General features: G+C 55.1%; 24 protein-coding genes. 13 read left to right on the top strand and 11 right to left on the bottom strand.

Annotated features, from left to right (window positions below):
- The first annotated feature begins 40 nt into the window (after window positions 1-40).
- The 3 genes from LH22_RS12925 to LH22_RS12915 are packed head-to-tail and all read left to right on the top strand — an operon-like array spanning window position 41 to window position 1,338.
- A complete protein-coding gene (locus LH22_RS12925; RefSeq protein ID WP_038647130.1) occupies window positions 41-310 on the top strand; it encodes a hypothetical protein in 270 nt (89 codons plus the stop codon).
- Between the two features lie 9 nt (window positions 311-319).
- A complete protein-coding gene (locus tag LH22_RS12920; RefSeq protein ID WP_038647128.1) occupies window positions 320-757 on the top strand; it encodes a PTS sugar transporter subunit IIA in 438 nt (145 codons plus the stop codon).
- Window positions 754-1,338 carry an AAA family ATPase gene (locus LH22_RS12915; protein ID WP_038647126.1) on the top strand — a complete coding sequence of 195 codons (585 nt, stop codon included), beginning with the start codon at window positions 754-756 and terminating at the stop codon, window positions 1,336-1,338. The genes LH22_RS12920 and LH22_RS12915 overlap by 4 nt, the downstream gene beginning before the upstream one ends.
- On the opposite strand, the gene LH22_RS12910 is transcribed toward LH22_RS12915, so the two are convergent.
- Window positions 1,311-2,168: an NAD(P)-dependent oxidoreductase gene (locus LH22_RS12910; RefSeq protein WP_038647124.1), complete on the bottom strand. Its 858-nt coding sequence runs from the start codon at window positions 2,166-2,168 to the stop codon at window positions 1,311-1,313. The two genes, LH22_RS12915 and LH22_RS12910, sit on opposite strands and share 28 nt — an antisense overlap.
- 292 nt (window positions 2,169-2,460) lie before the next feature.
- Between LH22_RS12910 and LH22_RS12905 the strand changes: the two genes are divergently transcribed.
- The 5 genes from LH22_RS12905 to LH22_RS12885 all read left to right on the top strand — a co-directional run bounded on the left by LH22_RS12905 (window position 2,461) and on the right by LH22_RS12885 (window position 7,076).
- The gene (locus tag LH22_RS12905) at window positions 2,461-3,255 is read left to right on the top strand and encodes an SDR family NAD(P)-dependent oxidoreductase (RefSeq protein ID WP_038647122.1); all 795 of its coding nucleotides are present in this window, start codon (window positions 2,461-2,463) and stop codon (window positions 3,253-3,255) included.
- Window positions 3,256-3,453: 198 nt separating this feature from the next.
- Window positions 3,454-3,804: a hypothetical protein gene (locus tag LH22_RS12900; RefSeq protein WP_038647120.1), complete on the top strand. Its 351-nt coding sequence runs from the start codon at window positions 3,454-3,456 to the stop codon at window positions 3,802-3,804.
- A gap of 49 nt (window positions 3,805-3,853) precedes the next feature.
- Entirely contained in the window at window positions 3,854-5,854 is a 2,001-nt protein-coding gene (locus tag LH22_RS12895; RefSeq protein ID WP_038647118.1) for a protein-disulfide reductase DsbD family protein, read from the top strand.
- On the top strand, window positions 5,854-6,576 hold the full coding sequence (locus LH22_RS12890) for a DsbA family protein (RefSeq protein WP_038650136.1): 723 nt from the start codon (window positions 5,854-5,856) through the stop codon (window positions 6,574-6,576). The genes LH22_RS12895 and LH22_RS12890 overlap by 1 nt, the downstream gene beginning before the upstream one ends.
- Window positions 6,573-7,076 (top strand): protein disulfide oxidoreductase, encoded by a 504-nt coding sequence (locus LH22_RS12885; protein ID WP_038647116.1) that lies wholly within the window; start codon window positions 6,573-6,575, stop codon window positions 7,074-7,076. Before LH22_RS12890 ends, LH22_RS12885 begins: the two co-directional genes overlap by 4 nt.
- A gap of 285 nt (window positions 7,077-7,361) precedes the next feature.
- Here the strand turns inward: LH22_RS12885 and LH22_RS12880 are convergent, their stop codons facing one another.
- Complete coding sequence (locus LH22_RS12880) at window positions 7,362-7,691, bottom strand: cupin domain-containing protein (protein WP_038647114.1); 330 nt, start codon at window positions 7,689-7,691, stop codon at window positions 7,362-7,364.
- Window positions 7,692-7,819: 128 nt separating this feature from the next.
- Between LH22_RS12880 and LH22_RS12875 the strand changes: the two genes are divergently transcribed.
- Window positions 7,820-8,455 carry an RpiB/LacA/LacB family sugar-phosphate isomerase gene (locus LH22_RS12875; protein WP_038647112.1) on the top strand — a complete coding sequence of 212 codons (636 nt, stop codon included), beginning with the start codon at window positions 7,820-7,822 and terminating at the stop codon, window positions 8,453-8,455.
- A gap of 264 nt (window positions 8,456-8,719) precedes the next feature.
- On the opposite strand, the gene LH22_RS12870 is transcribed toward LH22_RS12875, so the two are convergent.
- The 6 genes from LH22_RS12870 to LH22_RS12845 are packed head-to-tail and all read right to left on the bottom strand — an operon-like array spanning window position 8,720 to window position 15,084.
- A complete protein-coding gene (locus tag LH22_RS12870; RefSeq protein ID WP_038650133.1) occupies window positions 8,720-9,457 on the bottom strand; it encodes an ABC transporter ATP-binding protein in 738 nt (245 codons plus the stop codon).
- An 18-nt stretch (window positions 9,458-9,475) separates the two neighbouring features.
- Window positions 9,476-10,342, bottom strand: a complete 867-nt coding sequence (locus LH22_RS12865; protein ID WP_038650130.1) for an ABC transporter ATP-binding protein — start codon at window positions 10,340-10,342, stop codon at window positions 9,476-9,478.
- Window positions 10,314-11,219 carry an ABC transporter permease gene (locus LH22_RS12860; RefSeq protein ID WP_038647110.1) on the bottom strand — a complete coding sequence of 302 codons (906 nt, stop codon included), beginning with the start codon at window positions 11,217-11,219 and terminating at the stop codon, window positions 10,314-10,316. Before LH22_RS12860 ends, LH22_RS12865 begins: the two co-directional genes overlap by 29 nt.
- Entirely contained in the window at window positions 11,216-12,241 is a 1,026-nt protein-coding gene (locus tag LH22_RS12855) for an ABC transporter permease (RefSeq protein ID WP_038647108.1), read from the bottom strand. Before LH22_RS12855 ends, LH22_RS12860 begins: the two co-directional genes overlap by 4 nt.
- Window positions 12,238-13,869 (bottom strand): ABC transporter substrate-binding protein, encoded by a 1,632-nt coding sequence (locus LH22_RS12850; protein ID WP_038647106.1) that lies wholly within the window; start codon window positions 13,867-13,869, stop codon window positions 12,238-12,240. Before LH22_RS12850 ends, LH22_RS12855 begins: the two co-directional genes overlap by 4 nt.
- Window positions 13,870-13,929: 60 nt before the next feature.
- A complete protein-coding gene (locus LH22_RS12845) occupies window positions 13,930-15,084 on the bottom strand; it encodes a mandelate racemase family protein (RefSeq protein ID WP_038647104.1) in 1,155 nt (384 codons plus the stop codon).
- A 325-nt stretch (window positions 15,085-15,409) separates the two neighbouring features.
- Here LH22_RS12845 and LH22_RS12840 point away from each other — a divergent pair, with 325 nt between their 5' ends.
- The 4 genes from LH22_RS12840 (at window position 15,410) to LH22_RS12825 (ending at window position 20,223) form a co-directional block, all read left to right on the top strand.
- On the top strand, window positions 15,410-16,525 hold the full coding sequence (locus tag LH22_RS12840) for an ABC transporter substrate-binding protein (RefSeq protein ID WP_038647102.1): 1,116 nt from the start codon (window positions 15,410-15,412) through the stop codon (window positions 16,523-16,525).
- 131 nt (window positions 16,526-16,656) lie between these two features.
- Window positions 16,657-17,079, top strand: coding sequence for a DUF2231 domain-containing protein (locus tag LH22_RS12835; protein ID WP_038647100.1), 423 nt, complete (start codon window positions 16,657-16,659; stop codon window positions 17,077-17,079).
- Entirely contained in the window at window positions 17,076-18,368 is a 1,293-nt protein-coding gene (locus tag LH22_RS12830; RefSeq protein ID WP_038647098.1) for a PQQ-dependent sugar dehydrogenase, read from the top strand. Before LH22_RS12835 ends, LH22_RS12830 begins: the two co-directional genes overlap by 4 nt.
- 667 nt (window positions 18,369-19,035) lie before the next feature.
- Complete coding sequence (locus LH22_RS12825; protein ID WP_038647096.1) at window positions 19,036-20,223, top strand: PLP-dependent aminotransferase family protein; 1,188 nt, start codon at window positions 19,036-19,038, stop codon at window positions 20,221-20,223.
- 33 nt (window positions 20,224-20,256) lie between these two features.
- Here the strand turns inward: LH22_RS12825 and uxuR are convergent, their stop codons facing one another.
- The 3 genes from uxuR to LH22_RS12810 form a co-directional block, all read right to left on the bottom strand.
- The gene (uxuR, locus tag LH22_RS12820) at window positions 20,257-21,024 is read right to left on the bottom strand and encodes a Uxu operon transcriptional regulator (protein WP_038647095.1); all 768 of its coding nucleotides are present in this window, start codon (window positions 21,022-21,024) and stop codon (window positions 20,257-20,259) included.
- Window positions 21,025-21,108: 84 nt separating this feature from the next.
- On the bottom strand, window positions 21,109-22,527 hold the full coding sequence (gene uxaC, locus LH22_RS12815) for a glucuronate isomerase (protein ID WP_038647093.1): 1,419 nt from the start codon (window positions 22,525-22,527) through the stop codon (window positions 21,109-21,111).
- The gene (locus tag LH22_RS12810; protein WP_038647091.1) at window positions 22,524-24,005 is read right to left on the bottom strand and encodes a fructuronate reductase; all 1,482 of its coding nucleotides are present in this window, start codon (window positions 24,003-24,005) and stop codon (window positions 22,524-22,526) included. Before LH22_RS12810 ends, uxaC begins: the two co-directional genes overlap by 4 nt.
- Window positions 24,006-24,111: the final 106 nt, after the last annotated feature.

The following is a 24,111-nucleotide window of genomic DNA, read 5'->3' as shown; positions in this document are numbered from 1 at the left end:
AACCTGAGGTGCCCTGGCGCCATTCGGGGCAGGAGACGCTATGTTTGGATTCTTGAAAAAGGGCTCGGATAATAAGAGTCAGGATTCACAAGAAATAGATCTTCAGGCAGAAACCATCAGTGGAAAAATTAGCGAGCTGGAACAACAGCTCGCTATTAATCCGCAAGCGGTCGATGCGCAGAAACAATTAATGCTGGAATATAATCGTGCATTAAATATCTTTGCGAAAAGCCGCCGTTTTCGTCAGGAAATTGATCCGCTGTTCGTTAAAATTGATGAACTGCGTAATACCATCCGCAAATCAATTTAAGGAGGCAGTATGAGTATTAAGCGACTGCTGCAAGAAGCGAATGCGATTCAGGTGGGGATCAGCGCCACGGACTGGCGCGAAGTGATCGCGCTGGCTGCACAACCGTTGGTTAGCGGTGGATATGTGAAGGATTCCTATCCGGAGGCGGTGATAGCCAATACCCTGACGCACGGCGCTTATTACGTGTTTGAGGAAGGGATAGCCATTCCGCATGCGCGTCCGGAAACGGGCGTGCTGAAAGATTGCTTCAGCATGATTGTGCTGGATGAGCCGATCTCTTTTGAGGGGAGTGACAAAGCCGATATCGTCATCATGTTCGGCGCGCGCGACAGCAATGCGCACATCGAAGAGGGCATTCGCGCGATTGTCTCACTATTGGAAGATGAAGAGACGCTGGTGCGGTTACGTCAGGCCAGCAGTGTGGCGGAGGTGATAGAAATCCTATGACTTCTCACACTGAAGAAAAGATGGTGGTGCTGGTCAACGGCATTCCCGCGTCGGGGAAAAGCACCCTGACACGGGCTATGGCGGAACGGTTTGGTTTTCCGGTACTGACGCTGGACAGCCTCAAAGAACCTTTTATGGCCAGTTTCGCGCCGGTGGATCGCCTGCGTAACCGTCAGTTGGGTTGTGCGGCTTATCAGGCAATCTGGAAGGTGGTCGGGCAAGCTCCCACCTGCTGCGTATACCTGATTGACGCCTGGTTCGGCTTCCAGCCAAAAGAAGTCTTGCAGCAAGGATTAGAGCAGGCGGGTATCACTCGGGTGCTGGAGCTGTGGCTGGCGATCACCCCTGACGAAGCGGTAGCGCGTTATCAGTCACGACTGACCGATCGCATGCCGGGTCATCCAGGTGCCGAATATCTGCCTGAGCTACGTAAGCTGGCGGAAACGGCGCAGCCAATGGCGCTCGGGCCGGTGTTGCAACTCAATGCCGCCGATCTGGATGAAGCGGCGGCGAGTGCCTGGTTGCAGCGTCAGCTGCGGCTGCCGGTGAGTGCTCAGCCCGCTTTGTCTGCATCAGGTTGAAAGAAGTCCGCCAGTAAGGCGCTGAACTGTTGATCGTGTTGGCGATCGTCAGCCAGCTGGCGGCAGATTTCCCCTAATGCCTGGTAAAGTTGGTCGGTGGCGAGTTCGCCCTGATTGAGTGTAGCAATCTCATCCATCTCCGCCGCCCAGCGCCAGGCTTTTGGCAGCATATCCGGGGCGGCTTTTTCCATTCGCTTCAGTAACGCCTGCTGGCTCTCCTGCATCTCTTCACGCAGTGCATCGGCGGCACCCACTCGGCTGGCATTGATCAGCATCGCTGAGGTCAGCAGAGTGATGCCTTTATTAATCCCGGCATAAGCCATCTTCAATGCTGAGGCGGCGCCGTTCTCAGCGCCCATCACCCGCACCCGCAACCCATAATCACTTAACTGAGCCAGTTTGCCGGCATGTGGCCCTGCAAACCAGAAACGCGGTCCGGAAGGATTCTGCTCGCCTGGCGGCAAGCCAATTATCGCCGCATCGGCAAAAGGGGTACCGGTGCTTTCAATCACCTGAGCCACTCGTTTGAGCGTCTCCGGACTGATGGCGTTGCAATCCACATACAACGGTTTGTGCGCGGCGGCTTGTAAAAGCGGAGCCATCTGTTGTGCCCAGCTGAGTGCCGATTCGGGCGGCAGAATCGACAGAATCATATCGGCCTCACAAAGCGCCTGTGCGCTGCAGTTGGTGATATTGGCCTGTTGGGCACGCTGTTGTGACTGGGCTGAGCGTTCGCTCAGCGGAGCAATCACCCGCGCCCCATGCCGGGCAAGTACAGCACCGATGGCTGCGCCCATAGCGCCCGGTGCGGCGATAGCAATCGTCTTCATTACGGTCACTCCTTTAGGCATCAAGTTGTCAGTATGGATCGCGCTGAAGAGATTGTGCTTAGGGAAGTGCAAGCAAATACAACCGTCCACCTGCAGCGGTTTTGTCCGGCACGGTTATTGCTGCTGGCGGTGGCGCAGCGGGTGATTTGGCGGGGCAGAAAGCAGGCCAGACACGCTTGTGCTAATTCACAGTCGTGATAATAACCGCATGATTTGACAAGGCATATTTCACACGCTCAACCAGGCTTGTTGGATGTTTTGCATGTTATTGCCCACCCATCAAGGAGACTCTATGAACATTGATTTGCACGGTAAAACCGCGTTAGTGACGGCATCAACGGGCGGCATTGGTTTTGCGATCGCGCAGGGATTGGCTGAGAGCGGTGCCGAAGTGGTGCTTAATGGGCGCAGTGAAGACTCGGTGAGCCGGGCACGTGAGAAGCTGAATGGATTGGTGGTTGGCGCCAAAATTCATACTTTTATTGCCGATCTCGGCAGCGCACAGGGCGTAAAGCAATTGCTGAACGGATTGCCGCCCATTGATATTCTGGTCAACAACGCCGGAATTTACGGCCCGCAAGACTTCTACGCCACCGATGACGACACCTGGGAAGCTTACTGGCAGACCAACGTGATGTCGGGTGTGCGACTATCCCGCGCTTTGCTGCCGGAGATGGTGAAACGCGGTTGGGGGCGCGTGGTGTTTATCTCTTCTGAATCGGCGCGCAACATCCCCGCGGATATGGTGCATTACGGTGTGACCAAAACCGCACAACTCTCGCTGGCGCGTGGGCTGGCGAAAGTCGCAGCAGGGAGCGGCGTGACGGTTAACAGCGTGCTGCCTGGCCCCACCATCTCAGATGGTTTTGCAGCAATGATGGAAGACGAAGTCAAACGAACCGGAAAAACGCTAGAAGTACTGGCGAAAGAGTTTGTCATGGCGCAGCGTCCGAGTTCGGTGATTCAGCGTGCAGCCACGGTGGAAGAGGTGGCAAATATGGTGGTATACGTGTGCTCGCAACAAGCTTCGGCCACCTCTGGCGCGGCACTGCGCGTCGATGGCGGAGTGGTGGATGATATTGTTTAATCCACAGTAAATTGCCAGTCCGTGTCGCAGCGTAACGTATTACGTGCTTCTTAAGCCCCATGATGGCCGAGTGGTGCGCATAGACTTCGCTGCGACAACGCCACGAAGAACCTGAGCCAGACAAAAGTTTACACAGCAACGCTTGGTGTTTCTGCTGCATGTGCTTAAAATGCCCGCACTTTACTCTGGGGCAATGGCATGACCAAATCAGCACAACGCGCAAAATGGATTCTGGCACTGCTTTGTCTGGTGCTGGCATTTTGTCTCGCCCAGCGTAGTTTTAATCTGCCCAATGCTTCTCAGGCGCAGATCAGCGCCTCGTCGTTCAGCGATCACGGCCAAATCGGTGGCGAAAAAATCTGTTCCATCAGCGCAAAATCACTCCACGCTGCTGCCCCGATTATCGACAGCGTCATGCCGTTTCTGTTGATGGTCATCGCCTTACTGACCACGCTCTTCTCGTCTAAACCCACATCAGGTTATCGTCGTGAGCCTCTCTTTCCGCCCGTACAGCGGCGGCATCTGACCTTCTGTGTCTTCCGGGAATAACACCACGCTGTCCATCGCGTAAACCTTGTTATTCACCGGAGAAAAATTAATGAATCTCTTTATCAGGAGCCTGCTGCTCCTGTTGGTCAGTTGCACGAGTATTGTGCACGCTGCCGACACAGGCTGGCTGCGTAATGCACAAAACAGCCATGCAGAAGTACGCTTACGCAGCGCGAGTCATGGCGCTGATGCGCAAATATTACTGGATATCCGACTGGAAAACGGTTGGAAAACGTACTGGCGTTCGCCGGGCGAGGGCGGCGTGGCCCCGGAAATTCGCTGGCAAACGCCCGCCAGCAACGCTACATGGTATTGGCCTGCGCCTGCTCGCTTTGACGTGAGCGGGCTCACCACCCAAGGCTACAAAGGCAATATCACGCTGCCGATTGAGCTTGAAGAGGTGTCAGATAAAAAACTGGCCGGCACGCTCACACTCTCGACCTGTAGCGATGTCTGCATTCTGACCGATTTCCCCTTCACTCTGGATCTCGACCAGCAAGCTGCCCCCGATTTTGCCCGCGATTACGCCCAGGCGATGGGGCAGATCCCCGCTGAAAGCGGTTTGACCGATCAACTCGACGTCAGCAACGTCAATGGCGAACTCCAAATCCGCGCTCAGCGTCAGGGTGGATGGACTAAACCTGAGCTGTTCTTCGACTATCCGCAAGGCAGCATGCTGGCTGCACCGCAGATCACGGTGAAAGGCGACATCCTCAGCGCGCGGGTTGCGATCACCGATGAGTGGGGCGAAGCGGCACCCGACTTGCGCGGTAAAACGTTGTCGCTGGTGGTGGTTGACGCGGGTATCGCCCAGCAAACTTCGGTGATCATCGGCGCTCAGCCCCTTGTTTCCGATAGCACATCACAAACCCTATGGTCAGTGATATGGGTGGCGCTGTTGGGGGGATTGATCCTCAACCTGATGCCATGTGTGCTGCCGGTGCTGGCAATAAAACTCAGCGGTCTGGTGCAGCAACAAGGCCAATCGCGGCGTCAGACCCGGCAGCAGTTTCTTGCCTCCAGCGCCGGAATCCTGTTCTCGTTCCTGCTGCTCGCGGCGTTGATGACCGGCCTGCGGCTGAGTGGCCAGGCGTTGGGCTGGGGCATCCAGTTCCAGAGCAGTGGTTTCCTGTTGGTTATGGTGCTGGTGATGTTCTTCTTCACTGCCAGTCTGTTTGATTTGCTGCATTTCCGTTTACCTTCAGGTCTTAACACCCGACTGGCAACGCAGGGCGGTAGCGGGCTGCTGGGGCATTTTGGTCAGGGGGCTTTTGCCACGTTACTGGCGACGCCGTGCAGCGCACCGTTTCTTGGAACCGCAGTGGCCTATGCGCTTACCGCACCCTTGCCGCAGTTGTGGTTGCTGTTTGCCGCATTAGGTATCGGCATGAGCCTGCCATGGCTGTTGGTCGCGGCGTTGCCAGGTTTGGCGCGCTGCCTGCCTCGTCCGGGGCGTTGGATGGTTCATCTGCGTACCCTGCTTGGTCTGTTGATGCTGCTCGCCACTTTCTGGCTGGTCACACTGCTGATCCCACACTGGGGTGAATCTTTTGCCATGGTGCTGGGTGGTGTATTGCTGCTGGTGCTGTGTGGCTGGTTAATTCAGCGTCGGGCGCTGCAGCAAGCCGGAGTGGTGTTTATCACCCTGACGTTGGTTGGGGCGGTATTCCTGATGACGCGCATTGAGCCAGAGGAGGAAACGCTCTACTGGCAGCCGCTGACCGAAGCGGCGATCAATCAGGCACTGGAGCAAGATAAGCGCGTGTTTGTCGATGTCACCGCCGACTGGTGCATTACCTGCAAGGTGAATAAATCCCGGGTGCTGAATCAACCTGACGTGCGCGCCGCGCTGAAAGCCGATGATGTGGTGCTGCTGCGCGGTGACTGGACTCAGCCGGACCCCGCGATTGGTGAATTCCTGCGCAAGCGCGACCGCGTTGCCATCCCTTTTAACCAAATTTATGGCCCGGCACTGCCGCATGGCCACATTTTGTCACCGCTGCTGAGTCGTGAAGCGGTGATTTCTACTCTCTCTGAGGCCAAAAAATGATGAAAAAATCCCTGTTACTGTCCCTGATGTTTCTGAGCCTGCCTGCACTGGCGGCGGCACCGTTTACACCTGAACAAGAGGCACGCATCAAACAGCTGATTCGTGAAACGCTGGTGCAGAATCCGGCGATTCTGGCCGAAGCAGCTGATGCGTTTGATAAAGAAGCGGCGAAACAGCAGCAGAGCGTTGTCGCGCAGATGGTAAAGAAAAACCACGATGCCCTGTTCAATGATGCCGGCTCGCCGCGCATCGGGGCAGAAAAACCGGCGCTGACGCTGGTGTATTTCACTGACTACAACTGCGTGTTCTGCAAGAAATTCGATGCGGATATTGAGAAGCTGCTGAAAACCTATCCACAGGTGGCGGTAGTATTAAAACCGCTGCCGTATCGTGCCGAAACCTCTTTGACATCCGCGCGTTTGGCATTGACGGTTTGGGAACAGCAACCTAAAAACTTCCTGAAACTCCACGAGCGCTTAATGGCGAAAAAGGGCAACCACGACGAAGCGAGCATTGCCGCGGCGCTGGATAAAACCGGTATCAAGCTGAAAGAACCCAGTAAAGCCAGCCTCGACACCATCAATGAGAATCTGACGCTGGCGCAGCAGTTAGGTGTACAGGGCACGCCTGCTACGCTGGTGGGCAATGAGCTGATCAGCGGCGCGGTGCCTTATGCGCAACTGGAAGCCGCAGTGAAGGGCGCGTTGCAGGCGAAACCATGATGCGTCTCAAGCGCTGGCTGCGTGAAGCAGCAGTGCTGGTGCTGATTGCCGCGGCGATAATTTGGGGCATGGATTGGCTGCGCGCCCCGCAGCTGCCAGCCGATCTGGCACAACAGCCGCTGACGACGATCAATAGCGAAGTTAACCTGGCCACGTTAAGTCAGGATAAGCCGGTGCTGGTGTATGTGTGGGCCACCTGGTGCGGGGTGTGCAAACTCACCACGCCAACGGTGGCTGCGCTCAGCCAGAACGGTACGCCGGTGGTGACCGTGGCACTACGGTCGGGTGATGACCAGCGTGTCGCCACCTGGCTGGACAAAAAAGGCCTGCAGGGCCCGGCGGTGAACGATGAAAACGGTGCAGTGAGCCAACGCTGGGATATCAACGTGACGCCAACATTTATCGTGCTACAGCGCGGCAAAGTGGTCAGCACCACCACCGGTTGGAGCAGCACCTGGGGACTGAAATTGCGGCTATGGTGGGCGGAAAAATTTCACTAACGCGCCAGTGAGTGTCAGATCGCGCTAAGAAGCGTATTGACGGACAAATAAGGCTTTAGCTTAGTAAGCTGTCACTTCTCGAAGTGGCAGCTTTTTTTGCGCACTGGGGCGGCTGCCATCACGTCCATCCTGAGCTACCCGCCATATTTGTAGCCTTTTGACATCACGTACAGAAGTTAATGAGCGGCCCCAGACGGCGCTAACGCTGATCGTTTAACGGGCAAGCGGCAATCCAGCAGGAACGCATGCACTCTCCAGGGATGCACCTGCATGTGTATCCGCTATCTACCGCGATCCGAGAAAATCCTCGCGCTGTGGCGTGAAGGTATCCAGCAGCGTCCCCGCCTCCAGACAGACGCAACCGTGCACCACATTAGGCGCTTTATATAATGTGTCTCCCGCGCCGACTTCCTGCGTAACCCCATCAATCGTAAAAGCAAAACGGCCGGCCAACACATAGGTCAGTTGCTCATGGGGGTGATGATGCAATGGCCCCACCGCATCCTTTTCAAAGGTCACTTCGACCGCCATCATCCGCCCCCCGTGGGCCATGACGCGCCGCGTCACGCCGTTGCCGAGGTCTTCTTTAGTCGTCGCGCTTTTATAAATAAACATCGTTTTTCCTCACCAGTGACTTCATCAATGTGTGACAGATCTCACATCGAAAGGGACATTTCAGGGCTGCATTTTAGCGCACCTCGATTAAAATGAAACGGTGTTTCAAATTAATCTGAGGATGGATCATGAAAATCGCTTTGATGATGGAAAATAGCCAGGCCGCTAAGAACGCAACCGTATGGAAAGAACTGCAAACTGTCGCGCAACCGCTCGGCCATCAGGTGTTTAACGTCGGCATGAGCGACGAGCAGGATCATCATCTGACTTATATTCACCTCGGCATCATGGCTGGACTGTTGCTGAACAGTAAAGCGGCTGACTTTGTGGTCGCAGGTTGTGGGACCGGGCAAGGAGCATTGGTGTCGCTCAACCTGCATCCCGGTGTCGTGTGCGGCTACTGTATCGATCCCGCCGATGCTTATCTGTTCGCGCAAATTAACAACGGCAATGCGCTGTCGCTGCCTTTCGCCAAGGGTTTTGGTTGGGGAGCCGAGTTGAATCTACGGTTTATCTTCGAGAAAGCCTTCACCGGCGAAAAAGGCTTAGGCTATCCGCCAGAGCGTAAAGAACCGCAGGTGCGTAATACGGGCATTCTCAATCAGGTGAAAGCCACGTTGCTGAAAGAAGATTACCTTGATTCACTGCGCGCACTGGATCCTGAACTGGTGAAAGCCGCCGTTGGCGGTGCTCGCTTCCAGGCGTGTCTGTTCGAACACGGACAGAATCAGGACATCGTGCGCTTTGTTCGTGATCTGCTGTAACGATGGGTTGCGTTCAGCCGAGAAAATTTTGTATCGGTATGAAGGTGCGCCTGAATGCGCGCCTTGCAGAATCGAACCAAGCCATCTTACGGATGTGTTTTGGTTCTTAAGATCGATGAGTTAAGCCTATGATCTGGCCAGACTGACTTTTTCAAAAAGGCCGTTTTCTTTCATCTGCAAGGGTACGGGCCGCAGCGCCTCTGCTGCGGCACCAGACTGCGTTATCACCCCATGCTTAATTGATGCTTTAACAGGCCCCATTATTTAAGCCCGGCTCGATTCCACCAGCATTCGCGTATAGGGCATCTGCGCACCATTACCCACCAGGGTTTCCACATCTAATGTTTCTAACAGCTTGCCATGCTGCATCACCGCCACTCGATGGCACAGATGCGCCACGACGCCCAGATCGTGCGTCACCATCATGTAGGTCAAGTTCTCCTGCTGCTGCAAGTCGCTTAACAAGTTGAGAATCTCTGCCTGCACGGAGACATCGAGCGCGGAGGTGGGCTCATCCAGCAATAGCACACGTGGTTCGAGAATCAACGCACGGGCTATGGCCACACGCTGGCGCTGACCGCCAGAGAGCTGATGCGGATAGCGGGTTTGCCAGGCACGATTGAGTCCTACCTTTTCCAACATGGCAATCACGCGTTGCGAACGTTGTCCGATACTGTGAATGTGCAAAGGCTCTTCCAGGATGTCGCCAATGGTGTGGCGCGGATGCAACGAGCCATAGGGATCCTGGAACACCATCTGCACCTGGCGGCAGAGGGCACGGTCGATGCGATGCTCCCGTTTTCGCCCTGCAATCGCGAGCTCGCCGTCCCAATGGGTAAACAGCCCGGCAAGACATTTCAGCACCGTGGTTTTCCCCGATCCAGACTCGCCGACCAGGCCAAAAATTTCTCCTTCACGCACCGACAAATTGACGTCATACAGCACCTGGTTGCGCTGCTCGTCCTCGCCAAAGCTAAGGTTAAGGTGACTCACACGGATCATCTCGTTCATGCTCTCTCCTTAAGGTTGTAACCAGCTGGACTGGCGCTGCAGCACCGGTAATCGCGAGCGGCGTGCGTCCATATCCGGCAGCGAGGCCAGTAATCCCTGGGTATAAGGATGCCGGGCATGAACGAGCTGATCGGCGGCCAGCGATTCGACCACGCGGCCGGCATACATCACCAACACGCGATCGCAAAAACGTCGCACCAGATTGAGGTCGTGACTGATAAAGATCAGGCCCAGCCCGCGCTGCTGCACCAACTCATCCAGCAGCGTCAACACCTGCAACCGGACCGACACATCCAGCGCCGAGGTCGGCTCATCGGCGATCAGCAACTCGGGGTCGGTGATCAGCATCATGGCGATCATCACGCGCTGGCCTTGACCGCCTGAGATCTCGTGCGGATAACATTGGTACACACGCAGTGGATCGCGAATCTGTACCACCTCCAGCATCTCCAGCGCCCGCTGGCGTGCCACCTCGCGCTGCCCCGGATGGTGACTGCGCCAGGCTTCGGCAATTTGCTCACCCACGCGTACCACAGGATTCAGTGAGTATTTAGGGTCTTGCATGATCATCGAAATACGTTTGCCGCGCACGGCACGCATTTGTGCAGGCGAAGCGCGTAGCAGATCGACATCGGCAAACTGCATGCGCTGTGCGGTCACTTGCGCGCTGCGCGGGTGCAGTTGCAACAGCGCCCGGCCGACCGTGGATTTGCCTGAGCCTGACTCACCGACAATTGCCAGCTTCTCTTTGCCTAACTGGAAGGAGATGCCACGCACCGCTGGCGTCATCTGGCGGCCATTGACGAAATTAACCTGAAGGTCCTGCACATCGAGCAGGGGAACAGCGCTATTCGCTACGGGGATCGAGGATGTCACGTAAGCCATCTCCTAAGAAATTAAACGCCAGACTGTTGATCAAAATCGCTAATCCCGGCACGGTCACTACCCACCAGCACTCCAGCATGTAAGTGCGGCCACTGGCGATCATCGCGCCCCATTCAGGATCGGGCGGCTGCGCACCCAAGCCAAGAAAACCGAGTCCGGCGGCGGTGAGAATAATGCCGGCCATGTTCATGGTGATGCGGATGATCACCGAGGGCAGACACAGCGGCACGATGTGTTTCCACAAAATGCGCAGAGAAGAGGCACCTTGCAGGCGCACGGCAGAGACAAAGTCCGCCTGACGCAGCGACAGCGCTTCCGCGCGAGCCAGGCGAGCAATCGGCGGCCAGGCGGTGAGGGTGATGGCCATCACCACATGTTCCAGGCCGGGACCCAGCGCCGCGACAAACGCCAACGCCAGCACCAGACTCGGGAACGAGATGAAGATATCGGTGACGCGCATTAATACGCTGTCCACTTTGCCGCCGAAGTAGCCCGCAGTCACACCCAACAGCAGGCCTAATGGCCCGACGGTGATCGACACCAGCATGACGATGTACAAAGTAATGCGCGCCCCCCACACCAGACGACTGAAGATGTCGCGTCCAAACTCATCGGTGCCAAACCAGTGCTGTGCGTTTGGCGGCGTGAGTGCGTTATTCAAATCCTGAATCAGTGGGTGGTAGGGGGCGATCCACGGTGCAAACAGTGCCACTATCAGCAGCAGTAAAATGATGCCCCCGCCGATGGCCGTGAGGGGATTGCAGGCCATTTGCCACAGGAAATGGCCGATACGCGAGAGAGTACGGCGACAGCGTGCCACGCGTTCACGCGTGGTGCTGGCATGAAGCAGATCGAGAGAGGCAGTCATACTTTGGTCCTCGGATCGAATACCTGATAAAGCAGGTCAGAGAGCAGGTTAAGCAGCACGAAAATCAGGCCGACCACCAATACGCAGCCCATCACCGCATTCATATCGCCGAGCATCAGGCTGCCCGTGAGATAAGAGCCAAAACCGGGCCAGGAAAACACGGTTTCAATCAGCACCGCGCCTTCGAGCAACGATCCATACGCCAGCGCCACCACCGTCAGCAGCTGCACCAGAATATTGCGGAAGGCGTGTTGCCAAATCACCTGCCACTCCGTCAGGCCTTTCACCCGCGCGGTCAAAATGAATTCCTGCGACAGCTGCGCCAGCATAAAGCTGCGCGTCATGCGGCTAATGTAGGCCAGTGAATGGAAGCCCAACAAAGAAGCGGGCAGGATCAGATGATTGAGCGCATTGTTAAACACCGTGAGATTGCCTGCCAGCAGCGCATCGATCAGCAATAATCCAGTGCGACGCGGCACAATGCCATCGAGACTGAAATCAACCCGACCGGCACCGCCGACCCAACCCAGATGCGCGTAGAACAGCAGTAAACCGATCATACCGACCCAGAAAATTGGCGTGGAGTAGCCGGCCAGACTGATGATGCGCACCAGATAATCCACCACGCTGTTGCGCCGTGCAGCAGCCCACACGCCCAGCGGCACGCCCAGACCGGTGCCGAGCAGAATGGCGAGTGTGGCCAGTTCAACGGTGGCTGGGAACACTCGCAGAATATCGTTGATCACCGGCTGTCCGGTGAGCAGCGCCAGCCCAAGATTGCCGTGCAGCAAGCCTTGCAGATAAATCCAGAACTGCACCCACAACGGTTTATCAAAACCCAGCTGGTGGTAAACCTGCTGATAGGTGGCGTGATCGGCATCCGGTCCGACAATCGCCAGCACCGGATCCAGCGGCATCACGCGGCCAATAAAGAAAGTGAGTAGCAACAGGCCGAACAGCGTGATTGCGACCTGCAATACACGGCTACGCGCTCGCCGCCAGTGACGTTTGGTTAAGGTCATTGGGCACCTCCAGCCAGGCTGTCTGGCGTTTTCCACACATCGCGCAGGAAGGTGGTGGCGGAAGGGTGCGGCACATAATCCTGCACGCGATTGTTCACCACCACCGAATCGGTCATTTGAGAAATCGGCATCAGAGCCGGAATCAACTGGTCATAACGTCGTTGAATGGCAAAATAATCCTGCTGCTGCTTTTGTGTATCTCGTTCCAGTAGCGCCTGATCGATCATCTTGTTGAGCTGGGCATCGTAGAAACCGGTGCGCCAGCCTTGAAAATTCGTCAGCCGGGCACTGTCAGCATTATTCGGGTTGTACACCAGCGAACGCAGACTAGAGTGCGGGTGCGGTTCTACACCGCTGCCACCACGACCGACCAGTAAATTGAACTGGCGTTCGCGCATTGCGCCATAAATCTGGTTACCGGTGCCGGTGATGATTTTGGCGCGAATGCCTGCCTGCATCAGTGTCGATTGAATGGCGATGGCGATGTTCAGGAAGGGTTGGTCGGCTAACACGCGCAAGGTGGTGTCGAAACCGTTGGGATAACCCGCAGCCGCCAGCAACGCTTTGGCGCGTGGCACATCGAGTCGATAGCCGGGATCGGGCAGTGTTTCAGGCATACCAGACTGGATCGGACGCTGATGCAAGGTGCCATAACCGGCCATCAGGGTTTTATTGATGCCCTGATAATCGACTAAGTAGCGCACGGCTTCGCGCACTTGCGGGTTGGCGAAGTGGTCATCCTTCATGCTCATTGCCAGGTAATAGAGCGTGCCTTTTTGCACCGCATCAATGGTCAGATCGGGATCGTGACGCAATGCCTGCACATCCGGGATCGCCATATTGCTGGCAATGTCGATATCCCCTTTTTGCATCATCAAACGCAGGGTTTGTGACTCCTGCAAATGGCGGAACACCACGCGGGTTAATCTGGCAGCGCCACGCCAGTAATTTGCATCCCTGCTCATGCGTAATACATCTTTGGCCTGCCACACATCAAGACTAAACGGGCCTGAACCGGCTTCGTGCGTGGTTAACCAGCGGTTGCCCCAGTCATTATTGACCGCATGTGCCTGCACCGTTTTGCTGTCCAGCACCACCATGCTGCCGAGTGCGGCCAGGGAATAGAGCACCAGCTGCGGATCGTTAGGCTTAGGCAACTGGATCACCACCGTGTGGGCATCGGGGGCAGTGATCATCTGATCCACATTGTCTTTGCTAAAGCCGTACGATTTCCACACTGAAGCTTGTGCCAGATTAAGATGCAGCACCCGACGCATTGACCAAATCACGTCCTCGCTCGTCAGCGGGTGACCGGAATGGAAATGCACGCCATCTCGCAGATGGAAAGTGAGTTGGCGATGATCGGCGCTGATCTCCCAACGTTCCGCCAGAGCAGGGCGCACGTGGGTGAGCTGGCGCGGGTCCAACTCGACGAGCCCATCATAGAGATTGACCACAATGCCCATCACTTCATTGCCGGTCATGGCAGCGGGATCGAGCGTCAATAGGTTGTTCATGTTCATGCCCACGATCAGCTGGTCGTCTGGCGTGGCGGCCAGCAGCGACGGGCTACCCGTGAGCAGCAGCAGCGTGGCGCACCACGCTCTGCAATAACGAGAAATATTCATAAGCAAAGTCCAGCAGGTCAGAGGTTTATAGTTGTTTGCCGTACTGCTTGTGTTCGACGCTTACCAGCGATTCACCGTATGCGTTTCAATCCAGCTGAAATTGATGTCCTCCCCGAGTCCAGGCCGCGTGGGTAGATGCACAAAGCCCTGGTCATCCATCGGATCGACCAGGCTGTTGAGATAGGTGGGCGGTTGTTCGTAATCGAGGAAAGGGTGCAGCAGTCCGCGCTCATACCAGCGGCAGTTACGAATCGCACCCACCACCGCGATGCTGGCCGCACCGTTGCCATGGACTTCACAATCCATACCGAAGGCTTCGGCCAGGCTGGCCACTTTCAGGGTGGCAGAGATGCCACCGACACCGTTGGCCCCGGCCCGCAGGATGTCACAGGCTCCTGCACGCACCCAATCGGCACGGCTGTGGTGTTTGCCGCCGAGACTCTCCGGCCCAAGGACGTCAATGCTGAGGTTTTCCGCCAGCCAGGCATAGGAGGCCATGCTTTCCTCTTCCATCGGCTCTTCAAACCAGGCGAAATTGAGCTTCTCCAGTGCTTTACCGATGGTGAGGGCCTCGCTGCGACTGTACCAGTGGTAGCCGTCCAGCATCAGGGCGATATCCGGACCTACCGCTTCGCGTACCGCGGCACAGGCTTTGATATCCATCGCGGTGCTGGGGGCAAACGAAACCGGCGGCATCCAGGTATGCAGTTTGATGGCTTGATAACCGCGAGCTACCAACTTCTCGGCAAACTGGGCGTACTCGTCCGGCGTTGAGAGGCCACCTTCAAGCTCATCGCCACACATGGTGCTGCCGTAAGCGGGAATTTTCTCGCGATAGCCGCCCAGCAGCTTATGCACCGGCTGTTTAAGTTTGCGGCCAATCAAATCCCACAGGGCTTGTTCCACGGCGGAGAGCGCTCGTTCGGTGAGCTGATGTGCGCTGCCGCGCTGCCAGTGCACCAGATCCTGCCAAAGACGTTCACGATCAAAGGCGTTTTGCCCAATCAGCACCTTACGGAAGAAGGCGTTGACCACATGCGGCCGTATGACTTCTGCTGGCGCAAAGGCGTAACCACAATCGCCGTCTTCGCTGGTCAGGGTGAGCAGCGCCATTTGTGCATCGGTTTCTGCACCGGGATGGGAGTGCCCGGCGCTGTCGGAAACACGGCGCGTTGGGTAGGTAAAAAGAGTGACATCAATGGCGCTGATCTTCACGGTATGGCCTCCAGAACGATTTCCATGCTCAGGCTGAGCGTTATCTAAAAATTAAAACGGCGTTTCATTTCGTAATTTAGCCTTCACATTTTGTTTACGCATTAGCCAAAATGCGGGAAGAGCAGCCGATTAATTGGGCAGTTGCATGGCTTGCTGTGAGCATATTCACGGATGCGGGACGTTTTGTGAGCGATGGCACAGTGATGTGATGCGTTAACGGATGTAAAAAAATGTGTCTCAGGGGCTTTTCATTTCGCGTCTGCCAGGTAATAGTGACGCCGCGAAATTTTAATAATAATCATTATCATTTGTATGGGTAGATTCAATGAAAAAATGGCTGTTAGCGCTGGGGTTACTGGCTGTGGCGGATTCCGCTTCGGCAAAAATCATCACTGACATTGCAGGACGTCAGGTTGAAGTTAAAGAGGAATCGAAACGCATTATTTTGGGCGAAGGGCGCCAGATGTATCTGTTGGCGGCTTTCGATACTGCTGCACCGTTCCATCGCGTGGTGGGCTGGCGTGATGACTTCCATAAGGCCGACTATGACGGTTATATGGCCTATGAGAAAAAGTATCCGGAAATTAAAAAGCTGCCGACCTTCGGTGGCGCAAAAGACGGCACCTTTAACGTTGAGCAAGCCCTGACGTTAAAACCGGATCTGGTGCTGATGAATCTGGAATCCAAAGCGGCGACGGATGAAGGCAAGTTGATTGAGAAGTTGCAGGCGGTTGGCGTACCGGTGGTGTTTATCGACTTCCGTGAGAAACCGATGGAGCACGCCGAGAAGAGCATCCGCATCATGGGCGAACTGGTCAATAACCCGCAGCGTGCTGAAGAGATCGTGGCTTTCCGCCGTACGCAGATCGAAAAGGTGACCGATCGCCTGAAAAACTTCGCGGGTCCGCGTCCGAAAGTGATGATCGACCGTGCGGGCGGGTATACCGACGAATGCTGCATGTCGTTTGGAAACGAGAACTTTGGTCAGATGGTGGAACTCTCTGGCGGCAGCAATATCGCTAAAGATCTGATTCCAGGTACGTTCGGTACTCTCAACCCAGAGCAAATCATTGCCAGCCGCCCGGATGTAGTGGTGGTGACGGGCGCAAACTGGAAGAACTACAACACCGTGGGTAAATGGGTGGGCGTGGGTCCTGGCGCTGATACACAAGAAGCCACGGCACGTCTGAAGTTGCTGATGATGCGCGATGCGTTTAAAACTTTGCCAGTAGCGCATAACGGTAATGCGCACGCCATCTGGCATCAGTTCTACGACAGCCCGTATCAGTTTGTCGCGATTCAGGCCTTAGCGAAATGGCTGCATCCGGATTTGTTCAAGGATCTCGATCCTGACGCGACATTCCGTGAGTTCCATGAGAAGTTTTTGCCTCTGCCATATCAGCCAGGTTACTGGGTGACACTGCCGGCTGAGAAATCATAATTTAGGCTATTTGCGGCAATAACGCGCATTACTCTTCATCTTTACTAATATTTTACAGGCGCCTGGCGGCGATTTCGGGGAAGCGAAATCGCCGCCATCGCCTGAATAATAAACGTAATAGGGAGAGTGAAATGTTGTATACCTCGGGACGTTCAGCGTTTGCTGTAGGGCTTTACGCTCTGCTGGAGCCGCTGCCGCTGGGCTTTTTTGTCGCCGCCTGGCTGTTCGATATCATCTATCTGCAAACCTTCGTCATCATGTGGACCAAATCAGCCAGTTGGTTGATTGCGATGGGTCTGGTGCTGGCGATCCTGCCAAGATTAATCACTCTTGTTTACTTATTTCGCGGCCCTTATCCCAGTGAGAAGCTTCATTTCTGGCTGTCACTGCTGGCTATCCTCGTGGCTATCGCGAATGCCTTTATTCACAGTCGCGATGCTTACGCGGTGGTGCCACTTGGCGTCACACTCTCTACGGTGGTGGTGGCCTTACTGCTGGTCGCTAATCTGCAACTCGCGCTGCGCGGACGCAGCACGTCAGGAGGTCGCGAATGAAGAAGATTCTTGGTGCAGTGACCCTGACAATGGTTCTGAGTGCTTGTGACGATGGTGCGTTGATCGATCCGCAAAAGCAAATTGGTCCCAATCCTGAGTTGCCGCAAGCACAAAACTTCTTTATGCCGCCGATGCAGGTGCCAGAAGCCATACCGTGGAAAGCGGGTGAAATGCCGAAGGTCGCGCAGGGGCTGAAAATTGAAAAGATCGCCGACAATTTGCAGCATCCCCGCCAGGTGCTGGTCCTTCCTAATAATGATGTGCTGGTCGCCGAATCCAACGGTACGCCGAAGCCGACCACGGCACCTAAAGATCTCATCACCGGTATGGTGAAAAATGCCTCAGGTAAAGGCGGGGCTGGCGGAAACCGAATTACGCTTCTACGTAACGTGAACGGCAAATGGGAGCAACATCGTTTTATCGACAACCTCACCGCGCCGTTTGGCATGCAACTGGTGGGCAACACGCTGTATGTTGCCAATGCCGATAGTCTGGTGAAGTTCCCGTATGAGAGCGGCCAAACCGAGATTCGCACACCGCCCGTGGTGGTAACCGAGTTGCCCGGTGGGCCGATTAACCACCACTGGACTAAATCACTGGTCGCCAGTCCGGACGGGACTAAGCTTTATGTCGGCGTTGGTTCCAACAGTAACATTACGGAAAACGGCATTGGTGCAGAGTACCGCCGTGCTGCGGTATTAGAGGTCGATGCAGCCAGCGGAGCCAGTCGCATTTATGCCAGCGGTCTGCGCAATCCAACAGGTCTGCAATGGGAACCGCAAAGCGGCAAGCTATGGGCGATTGTCAACGAGCGAGACGAAATCGGCTCAGACCTGGTGCCAGATTACATGACATCAGTGCAGGAGAAAGGCTTTTACGGCTGGCCTTACAGCTATTATGGCCAACATATCGATGTGCGAGCGCAGCCACAGCGTCCCGATTTAGTCGAGAAGGCCATCAAGCCGGATTACGCGCTCAGCTCGCATGTGGCACCGCTTGGCTTGCTGTTCTATGGCGCAGATAACATGCCGCAGTATCGCGGAGGGGCATTTATCAGTGAGCACGGCAGTTGGAATCGTACGCCGTTGAATGGGTACCAGGTGGTGTGGGTGAAATTCGAAAACGGAAAACCGGTTGGACAGCCGCAGCCAGTCGTCACGGGATTCCTGACCGATGACCAAAAACAGGTACGAGGTTTGCCGGTCGGCCTGGCTTCAGACCAGCGGGGCGGTGTGCTGATCGCGGATGATGCCGGTAATGCTATCTGGCGTGTCAGTTCGGCAAACTGATTATCGCAGGCAATAAAAAAGGATTTGGCTATCACGCCAAATCCTTTTTTTTATGTTCGCGAACTGGCTGGTAACCGCGCTGCGAACGGGGTGCTCAGCACTCCTCACAAAGCAAATCATAAAATGTGCGGGGAAATATTTCAAGTTTCGCTAAAATACTGTATGGTTATACAGGTGTTGAGTGGCGAGCGCAGTCTCATTGTTTTCTGATGACTCCCAGGGGCGCGGATAGTCAAATCCCGGCAGGTTTCAGGTGGTGCTGGCCTGTGGCTTCCACAATGAGTGGCGCTCAGCACTCCTCACAATTGTGCTCAGGCCATCGGCGGGTGGAGTCAAAGCCCTGACGGCTGAAAGGCGCGCTCCTGTCAGAGGAGAAGGAAAGTGATGGAACTTGTTCGGTTACTCCTGGACCTGGTCCGGGTGATCCTGCAAATCATCGTTGCCCTTTTGCAACTGACCGGTCAGGCACATTGACCGGAACTTGAAGCAAGGCGGAGCTCACCCCTCCGCCTTTTTTCGTTCTTTGCCAACAGTGATAATTTCGCCATATCCGTCGTTTCCTTCCGGTACTAAATTCTATTTGCCAAACCGTGAAAATGTGATTATCAGCATAGCTAACTTATGTTATGAATTTAGCCTTAGAAAAATATAATCAGGTAAAGGTTTTATGTCGTCGCAAAAGTTATCCCATAACGTTAAACGCATTCATTCATCAGCCATTCGCGATTTATTGAAACACAGCAAAATGGAAGGGGTGATTTCACTCGGTGGTGGTATCCCGAATCCCGATCTGTTTGATACCGAAGGCCTGCAGATCGCGATGGATCGTGCGTTATCACAGGATGGCCACAACGCGTTTCAGTATGGCTTGAGTGAAGGGGATCCGCTGTTACGTGAAGCGATCTGCCGCATTTCAGCCGATCGTGGTATTGATTGCACACCGGACGACGTTGTGGTCACTTCCGGGTCACAGCAATCACTGGATATCCTTGCGCGCGCGCTGATTAACCCAGGCGACGTGGTGGTGGTGGAGCGTCCGACTTATCTCGCCGCGTTACAGGTCTTCCAGTTAGCTGATGCGCAATTTAAGTCTGTGGGCACCGATGGCGAAGGCATGATCGTTGACGAGCTGGCAGAACTGGTCAAACAGACGTCAATCAAAGCCGTGTATATCGTTCCGACCTTTGGCAACCCAAGCGGTGTGACCTTATCAGAAGCGCGCCGTCAGCAGCTGGTTGCACTGGCGAAACAGTATGATTTCCTGATTTTTGAAGACGATCCCTACAGCGAGATTAACTTCACCGACCAGACATTCCGCCCATTGAAATCCCATGCGCAAGCCATGGGTGCCAGTGAGAATGTCATTTATACCTCGACCTTCTCCAAAATTCTGGCACCGGGTGCACGTGTTGGCTGGATTACCATGCCGGGTTGGTTGAAATCATCGGTGGTGAACCTGAAGCAGGCGACGGATCTGCACACCAGTGCCTTGTCACAATCCCTGACGCGTCATTATCTGGAAACCGGTCGCTTGCCGGAGCAGATTCGCTTAATTCGCGCGGCCTATAAGCAGAAGTGCGATGCACTGTGTGCAGTACTGGAGACGGAATTGGGGGATAAGCTGCACTTCTATCGCCCGCTGGGTGGCATGTTCCTGTGGGCAACGTTCAAAGAAGCCTTCAACACCACCGAATGGCTGAAAACCACGCTGAGCAATGGTGTAGTGTATGTTCCCGGTGAGTTTTTCTACTGTGATAATCCGGATACTTCTACGCTGCGTATTTCGTATGCCTCAGTATCGGAAACCAATTTAGCTCTCGCAGCACAGCGTTTAAAAGCTTCGTTACCGCAGTAATCACCTGAAAGCCCTTGGTGACAAGGGCTCATGCTAGCCGTTGGCGCTGTCCAGCGGCCAGGATTCAAACAGGTAACCATCAAAATAGATGTCATCGACGTCTGAAAATTCCAGCAAGCGCTGTTTTACATTCTCCAGATGCTGCCACATAGCCTGCTTGGCGGCGCGTGCATCTTTCTTAATCAGCGTGGCGAGGATCTTCTTGTGGTCGTCCAGCCACTGTTTGCGGTAATGAGTGTTGACCAGATGACGATGCAGCTGGCTCCACATCACATTGTCTTCACGCCACTGCCAGGACTGCTTAAACAGTTCGACCAACATGCTGTTGTGGGTGGCTTCGGCAATCGCTAAGTGGAAATTACGATCGCCGTTCTCGCTTTCGTTGACCGCGCCAGAAGCGAGTTCTTTCTCTTCCAGTTCCAGCGCCTGTCGCATCTTAATGATGTCTTCACGGGTTGCCTGCAGCGCGGCAAACTCAGCAATATTGCTCTCCAGAAGCTGACGTGCCTGCAGCATCTCAAACGGACCGGCATCATTGCAGGCCGCCTGCGCTGCTGCTCGCGGTGTAGGACTGTCATTTACAACATAAATGCCTGCACCCCGGCGCACCTCAATCAAGCCTTCCAGTTCCAGCATAATCAGAGCCTCACGCACCAGCGTACGCGTGACATCCAGCAGCGCAGCCAGTTCACGCTCAGGCGGCAACCGTTCGCCCACGGCATACTGCTTTTGCGTAATCATGTTACGCAACATTTCCCCCACTTCCTGATAAGGGCGCTGTGCTGATGCTTGTGTTTTCATGAGCTCTTTTCTGCTGATTAAGAAGTTTACGACCACTGACGCTGCCATCAATTGCGCCCTGCACTATAGCACAGGGCGCAATTTTCAACGTGGATTGAGGGCAAAGTAGCGCTGTGCGTTGTTAAAGCAAATATCTTGCAGCATGCTGCCAAGTACGGCTTCATCGTGCGGCACAATGCCATCCTGCACCCATTGACCGAGCAGGTTGCACAGAATACGGCGGAAGTATTCGTGACGTGTGTAAGAGAGGAAGCTGCGTGAATCGGTCAGCATCCCGACAAACTGGCTGAGCAAACCGATTTGAGACAGTTGCTCCAACTGGCGCAGCATGCCATCGCGCTGATCGTTGAACCACCAGCCGGAACCAAACTGCACTTTTCCGGCGATGCCCGCACCCTGGAAGTTACCTGCCATTGTCGCCAGCACTTCGTTGTCACGCGGATTGAGGCAGTACAGAATGGTCTTTGGCAGTTGATCATTAACATCCATCGCATTCAGCAGGCGCGAGAGCGGCAAAGCAATATTGTTATCGCCAATGGAGTCAAAACCGCTGTCGGCACCGAGCAAACGGAACAGGCGAGTGCTGTTATTGCGAATGGCACCGATGTGCAACTGCATCACCCAATCACGTCGTGCATACTCGGAACCCAGCCAGACCAGCACCGCGCTGCTAAACTGCGCGATTTCCAGATCGCTTAGCGTGTCGCCGTTGCGACGTTTCGCCAGAATGGCGTTCAACACGCTATCGTCGGGAACAGGTGCAAAGCGCAGCACTTCAATCCCGTGATCCGCTGCACGACAGCCATGGGCAGAGAAGTGATCTAAACGGCGCAACAGCGCGGTGCGCAACGCATCAAAGTCGGTGATCGCCACATCCGCTGATGCCTCCAGCCGTCCCAGGTATTCAACAAAGCCTTCAAGCTCAATCTTGAACACCTTATCCGGGCGCCAGCTTGGGGCGACATCAATATCAAAGCTGCTGTCTTCAGCAATCTGACGATGATATTGCAGCGAATCAACCGGATCATCGGTGGTGCCAACCATACGTACATTCATTTGACGCATAATGCCGCGTGCAGAAAATGCCGGGGTTGCCAGTTTCTCGGCGCATTCGTCCCATACGCGTTGTGCGGTGTCCGGCCCAAATAACGTCTTGGTGATGCCGAATGGGCGACGCAGCTCCAGATGCGTCCAATGGTAGAGCGGATTGCCCAGCGTTTTGGGCACGGTGTGGGCCCACGCGAGATATTTATCGTAATCGCTCGTAGATTTACCGGTGATCAGCGATTCATCCACGCCTGCAGCACGCAAGGCGCGCCATTTGTAATGGTCACCTTCCAGCCAAATCTGACCGAGGTTTGCGAACTGACGATCCTCGGCGATCTCCTGCGGGTTGAGATGACAGTGATAATCGTAGATCGGCATATCGGCGGCAAAGTCATGGTACAAACGACGCGCAACGTCGCTTTGCAGCAGGAAATCGTCATCCATAAAGTGCTTCATTTCGGCTCCTGATTCAGGGATGCAACGGCGGCGCGGGCACCATGCTGGCAAAGTTGCGCGTACACCTGTTGAAGATGGCTGACGAAGCCCGGATTGGCGGGCAAATCGTCTCCAAAAATGGTTCTCACGGCGAGCAGGGCGCGAATACGCGCGTCGCCTTCTGGCGTGTGCTGGTTGATGTCTTTTAGCGTGGCAATTAATGGGTCAACCACATCAAACGCTTCACCTCGTTCATTTTGTCCGAGTACGTAATGCATCCAGCCAGCAATGCCCAGTATCAAGTGGCGATAGTCACTGCCCTGCAGCAAGTGATAGCGCACGGAATCGAGCCAGCGCTGTGGCAGCTTCTGACTTCCATCCATCGCAATCTGTTGCGTTCGATGGCGCAGGGAAGGGTTGCTAAAACGCTCAATCAACTGGCTGGCATAGGCTTGCAGATCGATCCCCTCAGGCATCGACAGCGTAGGTGCCTGCTCCTGCATCATCAGTGCCAATGCCGCCTGGCGATAGGTCGGGAGTTGCATGGTGTCAGCGATGGTTTCACAGCCGCCCAAATACCCGAGGTAGGCAAGAAATGAGTGACTGCCGTTGAGCATACGCAGTTTCATCATTTCAAATGGCGCAACGTCGGTCACAAACTGCGCGCCAACGCGATCCCATTCTGGGCGACCGTTGACAAACTTATCTTCGATCACCCATTGGCGAAACGGCTCACAGGCCACGCCGCAGGGATCGTCTACGCCCAGTAGCGCACGAATTTCCTGTTGGGTTTCATCTGTCACCGCGGGAACGATGCGGTCAACCATGCTGCTGGGGAATGTCACGTTCTTATCAATCCAATGCGCCAGTGCCGCATCGCGCAACTGCGCCAGGCCTACCACAGCGGCGCGCGCCACATGGCCGTTATCGCGCAGGTTGTCGCAGGAGAGCACCGTAAACGGCCCAACACCGCGTTCACGACGAACACGTAATGCTTCGACGATGAAACCAATGGCAGATTTCGGCGTCGTGGGGTGCGCAATATCATGTTTTATCAACGTATTGTCAGCATCCAACTCACCGTTGGCACCTTGAGTGCAATAGCCTTTTTCCGTCACCGTCAATGAAACGATAGCGGTTTCCGGACGAGCCAGCGCGTCGATAATGCCGTCGTGTCCATCCAGTGCAGGGTGCAAGGCTTCTTTGATGGCCGCAACGAGGTGAACGTCGTTTTGCTTGGCACCTTTTTCCGTCACGCTGTAGAGCAGGTCTTGCTGGCGCAGTTGTTCGACCAACAGTTTGCCGCTCGCCGACATCAGGTTGACCTCACAAATGCCCCAGTCAGTGTCGCTGATTTCAAGCAGATGATGCAGATACAACGCCTGATGCGCGCGATGAAAGGCGCCACAGCCGATATGCACAATACGCGGCACCAGCCGCTGATGATTCCAGGCGGGGCGGGTGACGTTTAGCTCGCCATTGGCAAGGTTGTGTTCCATGTAAACTCCATTCGACCCGATGCGCATAAATGCGCACCCTACATCGGACCGATGCATGTTAGGGAGAGGCCCCATATGGCCTACCGGTGGATTTTGGGGGGATGTC

Source organism: Pantoea rwandensis (assembly GCF_000759475.1).
Taxonomy (GTDB): Bacteria; Pseudomonadota; Gammaproteobacteria; order Enterobacterales; family Enterobacteriaceae; genus Pantoea; species Pantoea rwandensis_B.
The sequence above is the reverse complement of the archived record's forward strand: the minus strand, read 5'-3'. Positions and strand labels throughout refer to the sequence as shown.